The sequence below is a fragment of the Paraburkholderia sp. SIMBA_053 genome, assembly GCF_046534895.1.
Classification (GTDB): Bacteria; Pseudomonadota; Gammaproteobacteria; order Burkholderiales; family Burkholderiaceae; genus Paraburkholderia; species Paraburkholderia caledonica.
Window position 1 is genome coordinate 244,687 of sequence record NZ_JAWRXU010000001.1, and the last position, 12,938, is coordinate 257,624.

11 protein-coding genes and 1 pseudogene are annotated in these 12,938 nt (G+C 59.7%); 7 read left to right on the forward strand and 5 right to left on the reverse strand.

Annotated features, from left to right (window positions below; translation table 11 throughout):
- Window positions 1-107 precede the first annotated feature (107 nt).
- Window positions 108-1,136, reverse strand: a complete 1,029-nt coding sequence (locus tag SB753_RS01135; protein WP_088176424.1) for a DUF1214 domain-containing protein — start codon at window positions 1,134-1,136, stop codon at window positions 108-110.
- A gap of 209 nt (window positions 1,137-1,345) precedes the next feature.
- The gene (locus SB753_RS01140) at window positions 1,346-2,230 is read right to left on the reverse strand and encodes a LysR family transcriptional regulator (RefSeq protein WP_410798583.1); all 885 of its coding nucleotides are present in this window, start codon (window positions 2,228-2,230) and stop codon (window positions 1,346-1,348) included.
- A 123-nt stretch (window positions 2,231-2,353) separates the two neighbouring features.
- On the opposite strand from SB753_RS01140, the gene argC reads away from it, so the two are divergent.
- Window positions 2,354-3,298, forward strand: coding sequence for an N-acetyl-gamma-glutamyl-phosphate reductase (gene argC, locus SB753_RS01145; protein ID WP_410798585.1), 945 nt, complete (start codon window positions 2,354-2,356; stop codon window positions 3,296-3,298).
- Between the two features lie 184 nt (window positions 3,299-3,482).
- Window positions 3,483-3,803, forward strand: coding sequence for a hypothetical protein (locus SB753_RS01150; protein ID WP_310066930.1), 321 nt, complete (start codon window positions 3,483-3,485; stop codon window positions 3,801-3,803).
- Window positions 3,804-3,966: 163 nt separating this feature from the next.
- On the opposite strand, the gene SB753_RS01155 is transcribed toward SB753_RS01150, so the two are convergent.
- The 3 genes and pseudogenes from SB753_RS01155 to SB753_RS01165 all read right to left on the reverse strand — a co-directional run bounded on the left by SB753_RS01155 (window position 3,967) and on the right by SB753_RS01165 (window position 6,258).
- The gene (locus tag SB753_RS01155; RefSeq protein ID WP_410798587.1) at window positions 3,967-4,998 is read right to left on the reverse strand and encodes an MBL fold metallo-hydrolase; all 1,032 of its coding nucleotides are present in this window, start codon (window positions 4,996-4,998) and stop codon (window positions 3,967-3,969) included.
- Between the two features lie 102 nt (window positions 4,999-5,100).
- Window positions 5,101-5,570 (reverse strand): annotated as a pseudogene (gene cynS / locus SB753_RS01160) (cyanase).
- Between the two features lie 28 nt (window positions 5,571-5,598).
- Complete coding sequence (locus SB753_RS01165; protein WP_087750375.1) at window positions 5,599-6,258, reverse strand: carbonic anhydrase; 660 nt, start codon at window positions 6,256-6,258, stop codon at window positions 5,599-5,601.
- A 115-nt stretch (window positions 6,259-6,373) separates the two neighbouring features.
- On the opposite strand from SB753_RS01165, the gene cynR reads away from it, so the two are divergent.
- The 5 genes from cynR to SB753_RS01190 all read left to right on the forward strand — a co-directional run bounded on the left by cynR (window position 6,374) and on the right by SB753_RS01190 (window position 12,907).
- Window positions 6,374-7,258: a transcriptional regulator CynR gene (gene cynR, locus SB753_RS01170; protein ID WP_410798589.1), complete on the forward strand. Its 885-nt coding sequence runs from the start codon at window positions 6,374-6,376 to the stop codon at window positions 7,256-7,258.
- Between the two features lie 123 nt (window positions 7,259-7,381).
- Window positions 7,382-8,413, forward strand: a complete 1,032-nt coding sequence (locus SB753_RS01175) for an acetamidase/formamidase family protein (RefSeq protein ID WP_410798591.1) — start codon at window positions 7,382-7,384, stop codon at window positions 8,411-8,413.
- Between the two features lie 139 nt (window positions 8,414-8,552).
- On the forward strand, window positions 8,553-10,928 hold the full coding sequence (locus SB753_RS01180) for an acetamidase/formamidase family protein (protein WP_410798593.1): 2,376 nt from the start codon (window positions 8,553-8,555) through the stop codon (window positions 10,926-10,928).
- A gap of 146 nt (window positions 10,929-11,074) precedes the next feature.
- A complete protein-coding gene (locus tag SB753_RS01185) occupies window positions 11,075-11,977 on the forward strand; it encodes a polysaccharide deacetylase family protein (protein WP_131315526.1) in 903 nt (300 codons plus the stop codon).
- Between the two features lie 72 nt (window positions 11,978-12,049).
- A complete protein-coding gene (locus SB753_RS01190) occupies window positions 12,050-12,907 on the forward strand; it encodes an ABC transporter substrate-binding protein (RefSeq protein ID WP_410798595.1) in 858 nt (285 codons plus the stop codon).
- The last annotated feature ends 31 nt before the right edge of the window (window positions 12,908-12,938 follow it).

The following is a 12,938-nucleotide window of genomic DNA, read 5'->3' on the forward strand; positions in this document are numbered from 1 at the left end:
AGATGGTTGAATGTCCAAGCGTGACGACGCTGGCTGCGAGCGAGTGGGCCGTCGAACTCCCGTCCGCTTGCCTCTCTGCGCGACTCCCGATGACCAGCCAACTTCTCTCAAGCCGGCTGAGCCTCCGGAAACGTCCATTTGCCGTTCACAACTTCCGGCTTGGGCCGGTACAGGCGTACCGTGTAGTTCCACCCTGCAGCGATGGGCAAACAGTTAGATGCTTTCCCGTCGCATCCGCCGAACTGAATATCCACCGAGCCGTCCGCGTTCCTGTGCGCGGTGGTGTTGTTCAGCGAGTAGGCGTTGAGTGGATTCGGGTCGATCAGTCCCGCCGCGTTATACACGGTTACCGACCAGAAACCGATAACCGGTACGCCTCGGTCAACGTGGATCTTATAGATCGTCGTACCGTCATTTCTCGAAGGAGTCCGGGTGAGGTAGATGGCATCTTTATCCGGATTTCCGCCCCATAAAGTTGCTGTACCGATGAGATGGTGGACCGGATCAACGTCACTCTCACGGCCAAACGATTTGCGCGCGCTAGGCAGAGTGGCCCCAAGCACCAGAAGCGCGTCGCGGACTTTCTTTTGGCTTGCCTCATCCCAGTTGGGCACGTCGAAACTTCCAACGTTTTTCTGCTCGATCCTGGTGTCGTCTTGCAACGCATGAGCCTTGGCAAGATCGCCCGGATCAGCCGGGTTCACTAGCGTACGGACCGTCGCGAGCACATACCGCGTGCCGATCTGCTTTCTGTCCAGCGTGTATCTGCCGGGGTTGTACACGACTTCCTGAGCATAGTGATTCTGGTTGATGACGATCATCGAACGGAAGCGCTTTCCCGCGTCGGGCAAGGTGATGGTCACCGGACCAGCATCGAGATCGAACACTGCCGAAGAATAGAGCGTATCCCGATTCACGCGCACGACGATCTGCTGGTCCACCGGAGCAATTTCCCTGTTGTGGAAGAATTTGCCGAATCCATTGCTTTTCACCACCTTAGCCAACTCGGCATCGGATTCTGCACGAATGAAATTGTCGGTGGTGACCGGTACCGGGACCGACTGTGCAAGCGCAGTCTGGATTGTCGCGAGCAGTGACAGCATCGCAACTGCAAAAGTGATTTTGTGTTTTCCCATGACGTCTCGCTAGTAGTTGGAAGTGACTTGAATCCGAAACTGACTCGTGGCCCGGCTTGAGTCATCAATTGATTCGCATGGCGGATTAAATGTAGTAAATAAGGTACAGGAAAGATAGGAAATACGCGAATCGCAGGTGATAGAAAACGCTTAACACGAGGCCACGCTGTCAATGAAACCCGATGTCAAATTCGATGACCAGGCAACGTTTAAGCTAATCGTAGGTCCCACAACACATCGAGTACATGTTGAGTGGAACGCTCAACGTACCCTGCCCGATGTGCGATGCCGAGCCGACGCCACAACGCCGGGCGCAGTGGACGCATGACAATCCGCCGATCGGGGACTGGCGTGGTGGCCTCATGGGGAAGCAGCGCTGCGCCGTACCCTGCCGCTACCAGACTCTTGATCGCGTCGTTGTAGTTGAGCTGGATGCGCGGCGCAGGATGATGCCCGGCGGTCGCAAACCACTCGGCCGTCAGGCGCGAGAGACGTGTAGTCGCGTCATTGAGAATGAGAGGTTGAGCGGCGAGCCATTCAGGCGTCACCCGGGCGGGGCACCGCCAATGCGCCGGGACGAAGGCCATTACAGGGTCCCGGCGCCAGGGCTTTATCACGAGTCCAGCCACGGGGGGCTGCGGCAGCGCGACCAGCCCGATATCCAGCGTCCCCTCCGCCAGGCGCGACAGCGTTTCATGCGACGTGAGCACTGCAAGCTGGATATCGATTGCAGGGTTATTCTCGCGCAGCACCTCGAGCGCTTGCGGCAACAGGTACGCGATCACGCCGGTCGACGCACCGAGCCGCACGCGCCCTTCTATCCCCTGCACCTGGCGTTGAATATCGTCCAACGCCTGCTCCGCATCGGCCAGCAGTCGACGCGCGCGCTCCACTAGCACCTCACCTATTGCCGACGGCTTTACCTGACCGCGTTTTCTCGACAGGAGCGGCGCCCCGATGCGACTTTCGAGTTCAGCGATATGCAGGCTGACCGTCGGCGGCGCCAGATTCAACGCGCGCGCTGCATCGGCAAACGAGCCACGCTCGGTAATCGCAATCAGAGTGCGCAGGCGGTCCAGACTGATCTCTCGCATGTCGACGTCCCGATTCAGAAAAACTAAACTGCAAGGTTATAAAATTCAACTTTTCCTATTCTAGCGGTTCGGTGAACATGGAGGCTCCTTCCGCCCATCACCACCATTCGGAGTATTTCGCGTATGAGCGCTCCCGTTATTTTCATCGATGGCGACCAAGGCACCACCGGACTGCAGATCCATGAAAGGCTGCGCAACCGGACCGACATCACGGTGTTCACGCTTGCCGCCGCGGAACGCAAAGATGCACGCCTTCGCGCAGAAGCCATCAACGCCTGCGACATCGCGATTCTCTGTTTGCCCGATGCCGCCGCACGCGAGGCGGTGAACGCCATCGTTAATCCTGCCGTCAGGGTCGTCGACGCAAGTTCGGCCCACCGCACGCAGACGGTCTGGACATACGGCTTTCCGGAAATGACGTCGGGACAGCCTGAGCGCATTGCGAGCGCACGTCGGGTCACCAATCCCGGTTGCTACCCGACGGGTGCGATCGGCTTGCTGCGTCCGCTGTTGCAGGCCGGACTGATACCAGACAACTACCCGCTCAGCATTCACGCGGTGTCCGGCTACTCCGGACGCGGGCGTGCCGGAGTGGAGGAGCATGAAGGTCCCGATGCCATCAACGCGCCTTCATTCCAGGTATATGGTCTGGATCTCGCGCACAAGCACACGCCGGAGATCCAGCAGCACGCCCTGCTCGCGCAGCGTCCGATCTTCGTGCCTGCGTATGGGGCGTTCCGCCAGGGCATCGTGCTGACGGTGCCCTTACAGTTGCGGTTGCTGGCACCCGGCGTCGATGGCGCGACGTTACACGAATGCCTCGCACGCCACTATGCCGAGGCGGCTCACGTGCGTGTCGTGCCGCTGCATGAATCGTGCGCTGAGAAGCACCTGGACCCGCAAGTGCTCAACGGTACCAACGACATGCGCTTAAGCGTATTTCCTGCCGTGGATCACGGGCACGTTCTGCTTTCAGCGGTTTTCGATAATCTTGGCAAAGGCGCATCCGGCGCTGCGGTTCAGAACCTGAACCTGATGCTCACGCAGCAATACCGCCCGATGGTTTGACCCAACGTTCGGCCGCACGTGCAAGCCGGCAATGCGACATGAGGAATGGCTCGCTCTCCTGCCGGACATTCGATATGCATTTTTTTGCCACCGCGCGAGGCCCGGCACATTGATTGCTGCATAAGTATTAAGGATGCGGCAAACGGCTGCGTCCCAATTCTCTCTGACAAAGGAGGCAGAAATCATGAGCAAGGCAACGAGCGCGTTACTCGCGGCTGTCGCCGCACTCACGCTGTCGGGCGGCGCCTACGCACAGGCCGCCGGTGGCTCCGGTGGGAACGGTTCGGCAGGTAGCACGGCTAGCCCCGCAAACCAGGTGAATAGTGCAACGGGCGGCTACGGCACACCGGGCACCACCAATTCCGACAGCGGCATGTCCGGCCGTCCCAACTCCGGTCTGCCGAGCAGCGTCAACAGCGATTCGACTTCCGGCGCCACCGCACCGGTGGGCGGCAACAACACCTTGGCGACGCCGAGTGTGAAGTCGCCGGCATCGGGTAAGTAGAAGCAATTTCGTTGACTATCGGTGGCGATGAAGCCACCGTCACGACCCGCTGTTCGCCATCTGGCACGCAATAAGACTGCTGCCCTCGCGACAGCGGGCTGCCCCGCCTTGTCGTGGGGCACATGGAGCTAGCGGCTACGATGGCGCGCGGCGAAATTCAGTTTCACGATCGCAGACCGGCGTAGACCATCTTCGTGAACTGATCGCCGTTGAACACGAAATTCCCCCATTTTGCATCGAAGGCGGCGGTCGGCTTGGCGGCAATGATTTCGTCAAGCGACTTACCTTGCTGCTTCAGCGTCATCACGTTATTGCGTACCGTGACAAGCATGTCGCGGAACTCGATCAATTGAGTTCGCGTACCAACGGGACCATGACCGGGGACAACGATCGTGTGATCAGTTGTGCGCGCAACAGCTTTGTTGGCCCAATTGATCGCGCCGTCGATACTGCCGCCGTCCTCGTTGTCGATGTATGGATAGATGCCGTTCCAGAATGTGTCGCCGAGAGCAAGCACATCGGCATTCTTGAAGTACACCCACAGATCTCCATCGGTATGGCCACCGCCGAAATTTTCCACTTCGACGCTGGTGCCCGAAAAATTGAAAGTCTTCTTGTGATCGATCAGGAGTGTCGGGCGCGCATCTGCCGGCACCGGCTCGAAGGTCCAGTTCCACGCATTGACATGCGTCGTTTCAGTCAAATGCTTTGTGGTATTCCTTTGGGCGACGATAGTGGCCCCCGCCTCATGCATCCACGCGTTGCCGTCGGTATGGTCCCAGTGCCAATGAGTATTGACCACGTATTTCAGCGGCGAGGGACCGATGTTGTCCAGTGCCGCCCGGACTTTTTGCTGCGACTTGCTGATGCCCGCGTCCACCAGGAATTTACCGTCCCTGCCCGATAGAACCGTGATGTTGCCACCGGACCCCATCAGCACCGTGATGTTTCCGCGTTGAGGATTGACGACGATGTCTTCATCGGCACGCCGCAGATATCGTGCGCCTGCACCGGTATGAAAATAGTCATCCGGCGTTGCACTCGTGCTCGTCGAGGACGGGCTCACGGGATCGGCCACAGCTAGAGTGGAAACAAGCAGAGAACTCGCAGCGATGGAAACCAGTACCAACACGAGCCTGGTTAATACGGCTTCTTTCGCAATCGTTCCGAGTCTGACAAGTACTTTCACTTTCATATCTCCCTTTTCATGGAGCGAACCACGTTTTCCGCTGAAGTCCAACGTGATTCGTATTAGCAGGCAGAAGTCACAGCGCCCCGAAGATGCTTCACTGTCGACTCAGAACGGCTTGGTCGCAGATACTTGCCGTCGAGCGTGATCAGGGCCCGCGACCCACCCTCTGGATCGTCCACTTTCTTGATGTCCAGCTTGAAGTTGATCGCGCTGATAATGCCGTCGCCAAACTTCTCGTGCACGAGCGCCTTGAGGGTTGAGCCGTAGATCTGCACCATTTCATAGAACCGATAGATCGTTGGATCGGTCGGCACGCTCCCCGGGATGCTGCCGCGCACCGGAATGCTCTGTAACAGGCGTATGGCGCCTTCATCGAGATCGAGCTTGTCGGCGACGACCTTGGCAGCGTCGGCAGGCAGCGGATGCTGGCCGAGCAGCGCAGCCGTGACGAATGCGAGGCTGAGACCGGTACCTTCGTTGATCTGCTCAAAGGTCAGGTTCTTGCGGATCTTCGCGTCGATGATCACATCCGCGAGATTCTGGCGAGTGGTTTGGCTGAATTGCGACTGGGTCATGATGGTTCCTTCAGTTGATGAACAGGATTCAGGCAGCGCGGGAAAGTCGTGCGGGCGTTGCACAGACATGCGGATGCTCGGAGAGAGAAACAAAGCGGTCCGTCGCGCCGTCGAGCGCATCAATAGAACCGGTTTCGATGTTGTAGACCCAGCCGTGCAGCGCGAGATGCCCCTGTTCGAGCGCGAGTCTCACGGATGGGTGCGTCTTGATGTTCGCCAACTGAGCAATCACGTTTTCGCGGACCATCGAGTCGACGCGCTCACGCTCGCTGCCGTGCACGCGTGACTCGTTGACGACTCTCGCGGAATCCGCATACCGCAACCAGTTGCGCACGGCGGGCATGTGGTCCAAACATTTGCAGGCGGCGATTGCGGTCATCGCGCCGCAATCCGAGTGGCCGCAGATCACGACGTCGGTGACACCGAGCGCCGACACAGCGTATTCGACCGTTGCCGAAACGCCACCGGGTTCGGGACCGTACGACGGCACGATGTTACCTGCGTTGCGTATCACGAACAGATCTCCCGGCTCACGCTGTGTAACGAGTTCGGGGACAAGCCGGCTATCGGAACACGAGATAAAGAGAGTGCGCGGATTCTGGCTCGTGGCCAGTCGCTTGAACAACTCGGAGCGTCGGGGAAAGGCGTCGCGCTGGAACTTCAGGAAACCGTCAATGATGTCTTTCATCTCTTCGCCCCTCCGGCAAGTTGTGAACCGATGGTCGAAGCATGAATCCGTTCAACCATAGCGTCCAAGACCGGTTTATTATGGTTTCTATAGGAGACGCCTATAGTGAGGGACCATGCTGCTCCGACATATCCGCTACTTCCTCGCCGTGGCCGAGCATCGCAATTTCACGCGCGCGGCAGAGTCACTGCATGTCTCGCAGCCCACCCTGTCGCAGCAGATCAGGCAGCTCGAAGACACGCTATGCGTGCAATTGCTCGATCGAAGTGGCCGGACAATCCGGTTGACCGACGCCGGCGCGGCGTGGCTGCTCTATGCTCAACGAGCGCTTCAGGATCTGGACGCCGGCAGACGGGCTATTCACGACGTGCACGACCTGAGCCGTGGTTCATTGCGGCTCGGCATGACGCCGACTTTCACCGCCTACCTCGTCGGACCGCTTGTCGACAGGTTCAACCAGCGTTATCCCGGCATCATCCTGAATATCGAGGAGATGTCGCAGGAACGGATGGAAGTACTGTTGAACGAAGACGAGCTGGATATGGGCATCGCGTTCGCAGACACGCATTCACCCGATATCGAAACTGAGCCTCTGCTTGTCGAGGCGCTTGCTGTCGTGGTCGGAAACTCGCATCCCCGAGCGAGGAAGCGCGGCGCGCTAACGCCTCGCGACTTCGAACGCGAAGCTTGGGTACTGCTGAACGAAACGTTCGCCACGCGGCATTACATCGATCACTACTGCCGCGAGCACGGCGTGGCACCGCGCATAGCAGTAGAGGCCAACTCTATTAGCGCTGTTATCGGGATTGTCGGCTGCAGCCAGCTCGCGACCATTCTGCCCGCGGCCATCGCGCGGCAAAACGGTGACCTGTCGCTCCTCAAGCTCGAACCTTCGTTACCGCAGCGAACCGCCGCGCTCTTGCGGCGCAAAGGTGCATATCGAACTGCCGCTGCGCGCGCGTTCGCTGAAGTCGCTACTGAAGTAAGTCAGAGCCTGTAGGCGTGATTCGCTCACGCACAAGCTTTTGTGCGCAGTCGCCCAAGCCGTTGCATTTTGTCGCCCGTACGATCTGCCATCGGTAGCGCCGCACCGACCGCATACTCTTACGGAGCTAAGCCAAGCATGCTTCACGAACTGCCAGCCGTTACACGGAATGTCCACTGGGGCTACTTTGACGCGGCGCTAGCGCCCGCGCTGATCGTCGAAAGCGGCGATTTCGTGCGCGCCGACGCGATCACGCATCATGCGGGCGACGCGCCCGATCTGATGATGGACGACACGGTGCGGGCGCTCTACGACACGATTCCGGAATCCGATCGGCAACCCGGCGTGCATCTGATGACGGGGCCGATCTTCGTGAGAGACGCGAGACCCGGCGACCTGCTCGAGGTGCGTTACTTACAAATGACCCCGCGTTTCAATTACGGCTCGAATCTCGCCGCGCACTGGGGTCATCTGTTTACCGACTTCGACAAAGAGCGGGTCACGATCTATGAGCTCGATCAGACGTCCAATACGGCTCACGCATTGTATGCATACGACTACCCCGGAAAATATCTGGTGCCCGGCAAGCGATCGGACGTTCGGGACTGCTGCCGCGAACTGGCGCTCGAAGGCATTCGTGTGCCGGTGCGCCCTCACCTGGGCACCGCAGGCGTCGCGCCCGACGTAGCTGGCCGCGTGAGCACCGTGCCACCAGGCGCGCATGGCGGCAATATCGATAATTGGCGCATCGGCGCTGGATCCACCATGTATTACCCAGTCGCGGTGGACGGTGGTCTATTCTCAATCGGCGACCCCCATGTATCGCAAGGCGATGGCGAGATTAGCGGCACCGCAATTGAGGCCTCGCTCAATGTGATGTTCCAGATCGTGTTGCGGCGGGACTTTACATTTCCTTCACCGTTGCTGGAGACGCCGGATTACTGGATCGTCCACGGTTTCGATGAAGACCTGAATATCGCGACCAGAAACGCTTCTCGCGATATGTTGCTTCTGCTCACCGAACGGCAAGGGTTATCACGCGACGACGCCTATTCGCTGATGAGCGTGGCGGCCGATTTCTCCGTGACGCAGGTGGTCGATGGCCGTCAGGGCATTCACTGCAAAATCCCCCGCAGCATTTTTCCTCCGAAGAAACGACCTCGCGCGTGAGCTGTGCGCGCGCGCCACGGCGGTGCGCCCACGCACTGCCGTAGCGCAGCGCTGCGGCGCCAACCGGGCTGTTATCGATGGCACGGACATTGCCCTTGAACAACTCGACTGACGTTCGTCAGCGTACGGGAGCCTTGGGTTGGATCTACAGCGTTTCACCACCGAGTCATACGCCGAGACAGATCGCCTGCGAGCATGGAAAGAGGCGTTGGGCCGATTTGGCCTGCGTTCCGGCGCGCCTGAGGCAGCCGCGCCCCACTTGCATGGCACCGTCAGGTCACGCATGTCGACCAACGGCTTCGAATTGATCGCGCTCGCCGCTTTCGCGCAAACCATCGAACTCAATGTCGACGGCGCCGACAGTCTCCTGATCGTGCTGCATATCGACGGCTGCCTGACGCTCGTTGCCGACGGTGCGAGCGAGAGCGTTGTTACCGGCGATATCGTCTATGCTTCCTCGCGCGAGGAAGCGCTCCTATCGTTCGCGTCAGACTTTCGAGCGTTTGTGATCCGCGTGCCCCGCGCTGCGATCAACGCACGTCTTCTAACACCGTTTTCATTGCGTGCCGGGCGGTTGCCAGGAGACGCCGGTATCGGCCACGTGTTTTCCGGCTTTCTGCGCTCGGTTGCGGAAAGCGTGGAAACGTTGACGCTCGACGAGTTGCGTCCACTGGAACTCGCGCTCGCGGAGTTCCTCGTCGCGTCTCTTGTCGGTCATGACAAGGAAGGCAGCTTCAGTGGTCTCACCCCATCTCAAGCCGCCCTTTTCTCGCGCGTGTGCCGAACGATCGAGGCCAATCTGGCCGATCCGGATCTCGGGCTCACATCGATAGCGAAACAGGAGCGCGTCTCGCCGCGTTATTTACAGAAGCTTTTCGAAGCAGTCGGACAGAATTTCTCGACTTATCTGCGCTCGCGCAGGCTGGAGCGTTGCCGCGCGGATCTGGTCAATCCTCTATATGAAAAGCTCTCCATTGCCGATGTCTGCTTCCGCTGGGGTTTCAATGACGCGGCCTATTTCAGCCGCGCGTTCCGGGAGCAATATCGGGCATCGCCGCGCACGTTCCGGCACGAAGCGAGTCTCGAACTGGCGCGCCATCTCGTGCGGCGTATCTCACGCGGCTTGCCCGTCAACGCGGGGAACCTGCTCGTGCATGCACAACTCGCCGGCCAGGGTGCCGTACAGGAAGCCGCGGACGAGCCGTACGTTGCGACGCAACCCGAAGCTCCTTCCTCATCGCCCACTCGCGAGTCCAGCAAGCCGCGTCATCATCTGTTGCGCGCAACCGCCAATACGATTCATTGGGGCTACTTCAGTCACGATCTCAAGCCCGTGCTGGAAATCGACAGTGCAGACACCGTGACTATCGAAACACTCACGCAACACGCAGCCGACGACTGGGAGCGGATGGTGCGCGGCGATCCTGGCGCCGAAAGCGTGTTCCACTGGACCGCAGCGCGAAAGAACGTGAACCGGCGCGGCGCGGGACCCATGGATGCGTCCATTTACGGCCGTGGCGCGGGAGAAGGCTTCGGCGTGCACATCTGCACTGGACCTATCGCCGTGCGCGGCGCGCAACCCGGCGACGTGCTGGAGGTGCGCATCCTCGACATTCACCCGCGACGTTGCGCCAATCCGAAATTCGCCGGCCGTGCGTTCGGCAGCAATGCTGCCGCGTGGTGGGGATTCCACTATCGCGAGCTATTGACCGAGCCGAAACCGCGCGAGGTCGTCACCATCTATGAACTCGATGCGGACGCAACCGACAGCGAGACCGCCTGCGCCCGCGCCGTGTACAACTTCCGCTGGACACCCCAGCGCGATCCTTTCGGCGTGATGCATCCGACAATCGATTATCCCGGCGTGCCGGTCGATCATTCGACAGTAGTTGAGAATCACGACATCCTGAGGAATGTCCAGATTCCAGTGCGTCCGCATTTTGGCGTGATCAGCGTCGCGCCGCAGCAGGATGGGCTAATCGATTCAATTCCGCCTTCGACCTTCGGCGGAAATCTCGACAACTGGCGCGTCACCCGCGGCGCGAGCGTGTTCTTGCCGGTCGGGGTGCCCGGCGCCCTTCTCTCCATCGGCGACCCGCATGCATCTCAAGGAGACTCGGAGCTGTGCGGCACCGCAATCGAGTGTTCGCTCACCGGCGAATTCCAGGTAGTGCTTCACAAGAAAGAAACGCTCGCCAACCAGGTGTACGCCGACCTCACGTATCCGTTAGTAGAAACCGCAGACGAATGGGTACTCCACGGCTTCAGCTATCCAAACTATCTGGCCGAGTTCGGTACCAGCGCGCAAAGCGCCGTGTACGAAAAATCCACCCTCGACCTCGCGATGCGCGACGCTTTCATCAAAACGCGGCGTTTCCTCATGACGACCAAGGGCCTGTCCGAGGACGAGGCGATTTCGCTGATCTCAGTCGCGATCGACTTCGGTGTGACGCAGGTGGTAGACGGCAATTGGGGCGTGCACGCGATCATCCGGAAATCGCTGTTCTCCGCGTGACGTAGCGTGACGTAGCAAGCGGCGGCTTCAATACGCGCGCGTACAAGAGTTTGTTCGCAGCAAGCTCGATGCGGCGATTTTGGCTTCCGTACGATGGGTCCTGACGTGAACACAGGCGTACGCGCCGTTCGACAGGACACTGCACCATGGATTCTCCCGCATATCGCGCGCTGGCCGGCCACGGGCGCTTTGACTATTCGCCGATCGGCGGCCGCCCTGTCTATCGCTGGCCCGACGGTTCCCGCCTCGCTGTCTACATCGGTTTCAACATCGAACATTTTGCGTTCGGCGAAGGACTGGGCCCCACCATCGGTCCAGTGATGCCTGAGCCAGACGTACTAAATCACGCATGGCGCGAGTACGCGTTGCGCGTGGGAGCATGGCGCTGTCTCGATCTGTTCGATGAGCTGGCGCTACCGGTAGCGGGCATCATCAATACGGCGCTCTATGATCATTGCCCTGACCTGGTCGCCGCGTTCGCCCAACGTGGCGATGAACTTGTCGCCCACGGCCATACCAATTCGGAGAGACAGGGAACGCTGTCCGAGGCCGACGAACGTGCGCTGATCGTGGCATGTCGCGAGCGAATCGCCGCGGAAAGCGCGCAGCAGCCAGCAGGCTGGTTATCGCCGTGGTTGTCCGAGAGTCATGTCACCAGCGATCTCGTGGCGGAAGCGGGTTACCAGTACACGCTCAACTGGTGTCACGACGATCAACCCACGCGCCTCGTTACACGCAACGGTCAGCCGCTGTGGGCTATTCCGTACCCGGAAGAAGTCAACGATATTCCAATGATCCTCGCGCGTCAGATGGACGCAAGGTCGTTCGCCGATCTGGTGATAGATCACTTCGAGGAGATGTTGCGGCAGTCCGCCCGCGAGCCGCTGGTGATGGGCATTGCCTTGCACGCGTACTTGGCAGGGCAGCCGCACCGCCTGGTTCACTTGCGGCGAGCGCTCGAGCATATCGTCCGCGCGCGCGACGAAGGCCGCATCTGCATCACTACGCCGGGTTCGATCGCAAGTCACATGGACTTCCTTGGCCATTGACTCCCCCTCTTCTCGCATCGCCATACCACCTGTTTAACCGATATTTTGTTCAACCTCTTCACAGGTCCCGCCATGTCCATGTCAAAAGCGTTCAAGCTTCTCTTATGCGCTGTCACCAGCCTTCTTCTCGCACAAGGCGCATCCGCTCAATCGTGCGAGCCGTCGAAAGTGGCACAGAAATATCCGTCCCTGGCCGGAAAGACCATCAAGATCGGCGTCGATCCGGAGTCGCCGCCGTATGCGTTTCGTGACAGCAAGGACTTCAACAAGATTATCGGCGCCGATGCCGACATGGCTCGCGCCGTGTTCGATTGCGCGGGCGTTAAAACGGAGTTCTTCACCGCCGGCTGGCCTGGTCTGCTGCCGGCACTGCGCGCCGGACAGATCGATGTGATGTGGGACTTGCTGTACTACACGCCCGAACGCGCAAAGGAAACGACTTTCGTCACGTATATGCAGGCCGGTACTGGCGGCCTGGTGGCCGTCGGCAACCCGAAGAAAATCGATGACATCGCAAAGCTGTGCGGCCTTACCGTCACAGCAGGCATCGGCACCGTCGAACTGACGATGGCGCAAGTGCAAGCCGCGAAGTGCAAGGCGGAAGGCAAACCCGACGTGACCATCATGACTTCAGCCGATATCGCGTCGGGTGCACGCCTTGTCGCCAGTCATCGCGCCGACGTGATGATGTACGACTTGGCGCTCGTCGACGGTCTCGCGAAACAGAACCCGCAGCTCTACACCCGCGGATTCATGGTGACGAGCGGCATGAAGATCGGCGTGGGTGTGAAGAAAGGCAACGCCGATATGATCGCCGCCGTGTCCGACGGACTCAGGATCATGCAGGCCAATCAGACTCAGAAGAAAACGTTTCAGCACTACGGCGTGGATCCGTCGCTCGAAATGCCGAGCACGCTGCTTACTCAATAAAGGCTGCCTGCGCGGCACGCCGTTGGGTGTG

Bases quoted from the DNA above. Each gene is read 5' to 3' on its own strand.
- SB753_RS01190 (WP_410798595.1), top strand. From the start codon at position 12,050: ATGTCCATGTCAAAAGCGTTCAAGCTTCTCTTATGCGCTGTCACCAGC.
- SB753_RS01140 (WP_410798583.1), bottom strand. From the start codon at position 2,230: ATGCGAGAGATCAGTCTGGACCGCCTGCGCACTCTGATTGCGATTACC.
- SB753_RS01135 (WP_088176424.1), bottom strand. From the start codon at position 1,136: ATGGGAAAACACAAAATCACTTTTGCAGTTGCGATGCTGTCACTGCTC.
- SB753_RS01150 (WP_310066930.1), top strand. From the start codon at position 3,483: ATGAGCAAGGCAACGAGCGCGTTACTCGCGGCTGTCGCCGCACTCACG.
- SB753_RS01155 (WP_410798587.1), bottom strand. From the start codon at position 4,998: ATGAAAGTGAAAGTACTTGTCAGACTCGGAACGATTGCGAAAGAAGCC.
- SB753_RS01185 (WP_131315526.1), top strand. From the start codon at position 11,075: ATGGATTCTCCCGCATATCGCGCGCTGGCCGGCCACGGGCGCTTTGAC.
- SB753_RS01165 (WP_087750375.1), bottom strand. From the start codon at position 6,258: ATGAAAGACATCATTGACGGTTTCCTGAAGTTCCAGCGCGACGCCTTT.
- cynR (WP_410798589.1), top strand. From the start codon at position 6,374: ATGCTGCTCCGACATATCCGCTACTTCCTCGCCGTGGCCGAGCATCGC.
- SB753_RS01175 (WP_410798591.1), top strand. From the start codon at position 7,382: ATGCTTCACGAACTGCCAGCCGTTACACGGAATGTCCACTGGGGCTAC.
- argC (WP_410798585.1), top strand. From the start codon at position 2,354: ATGAGCGCTCCCGTTATTTTCATCGATGGCGACCAAGGCACCACCGGA.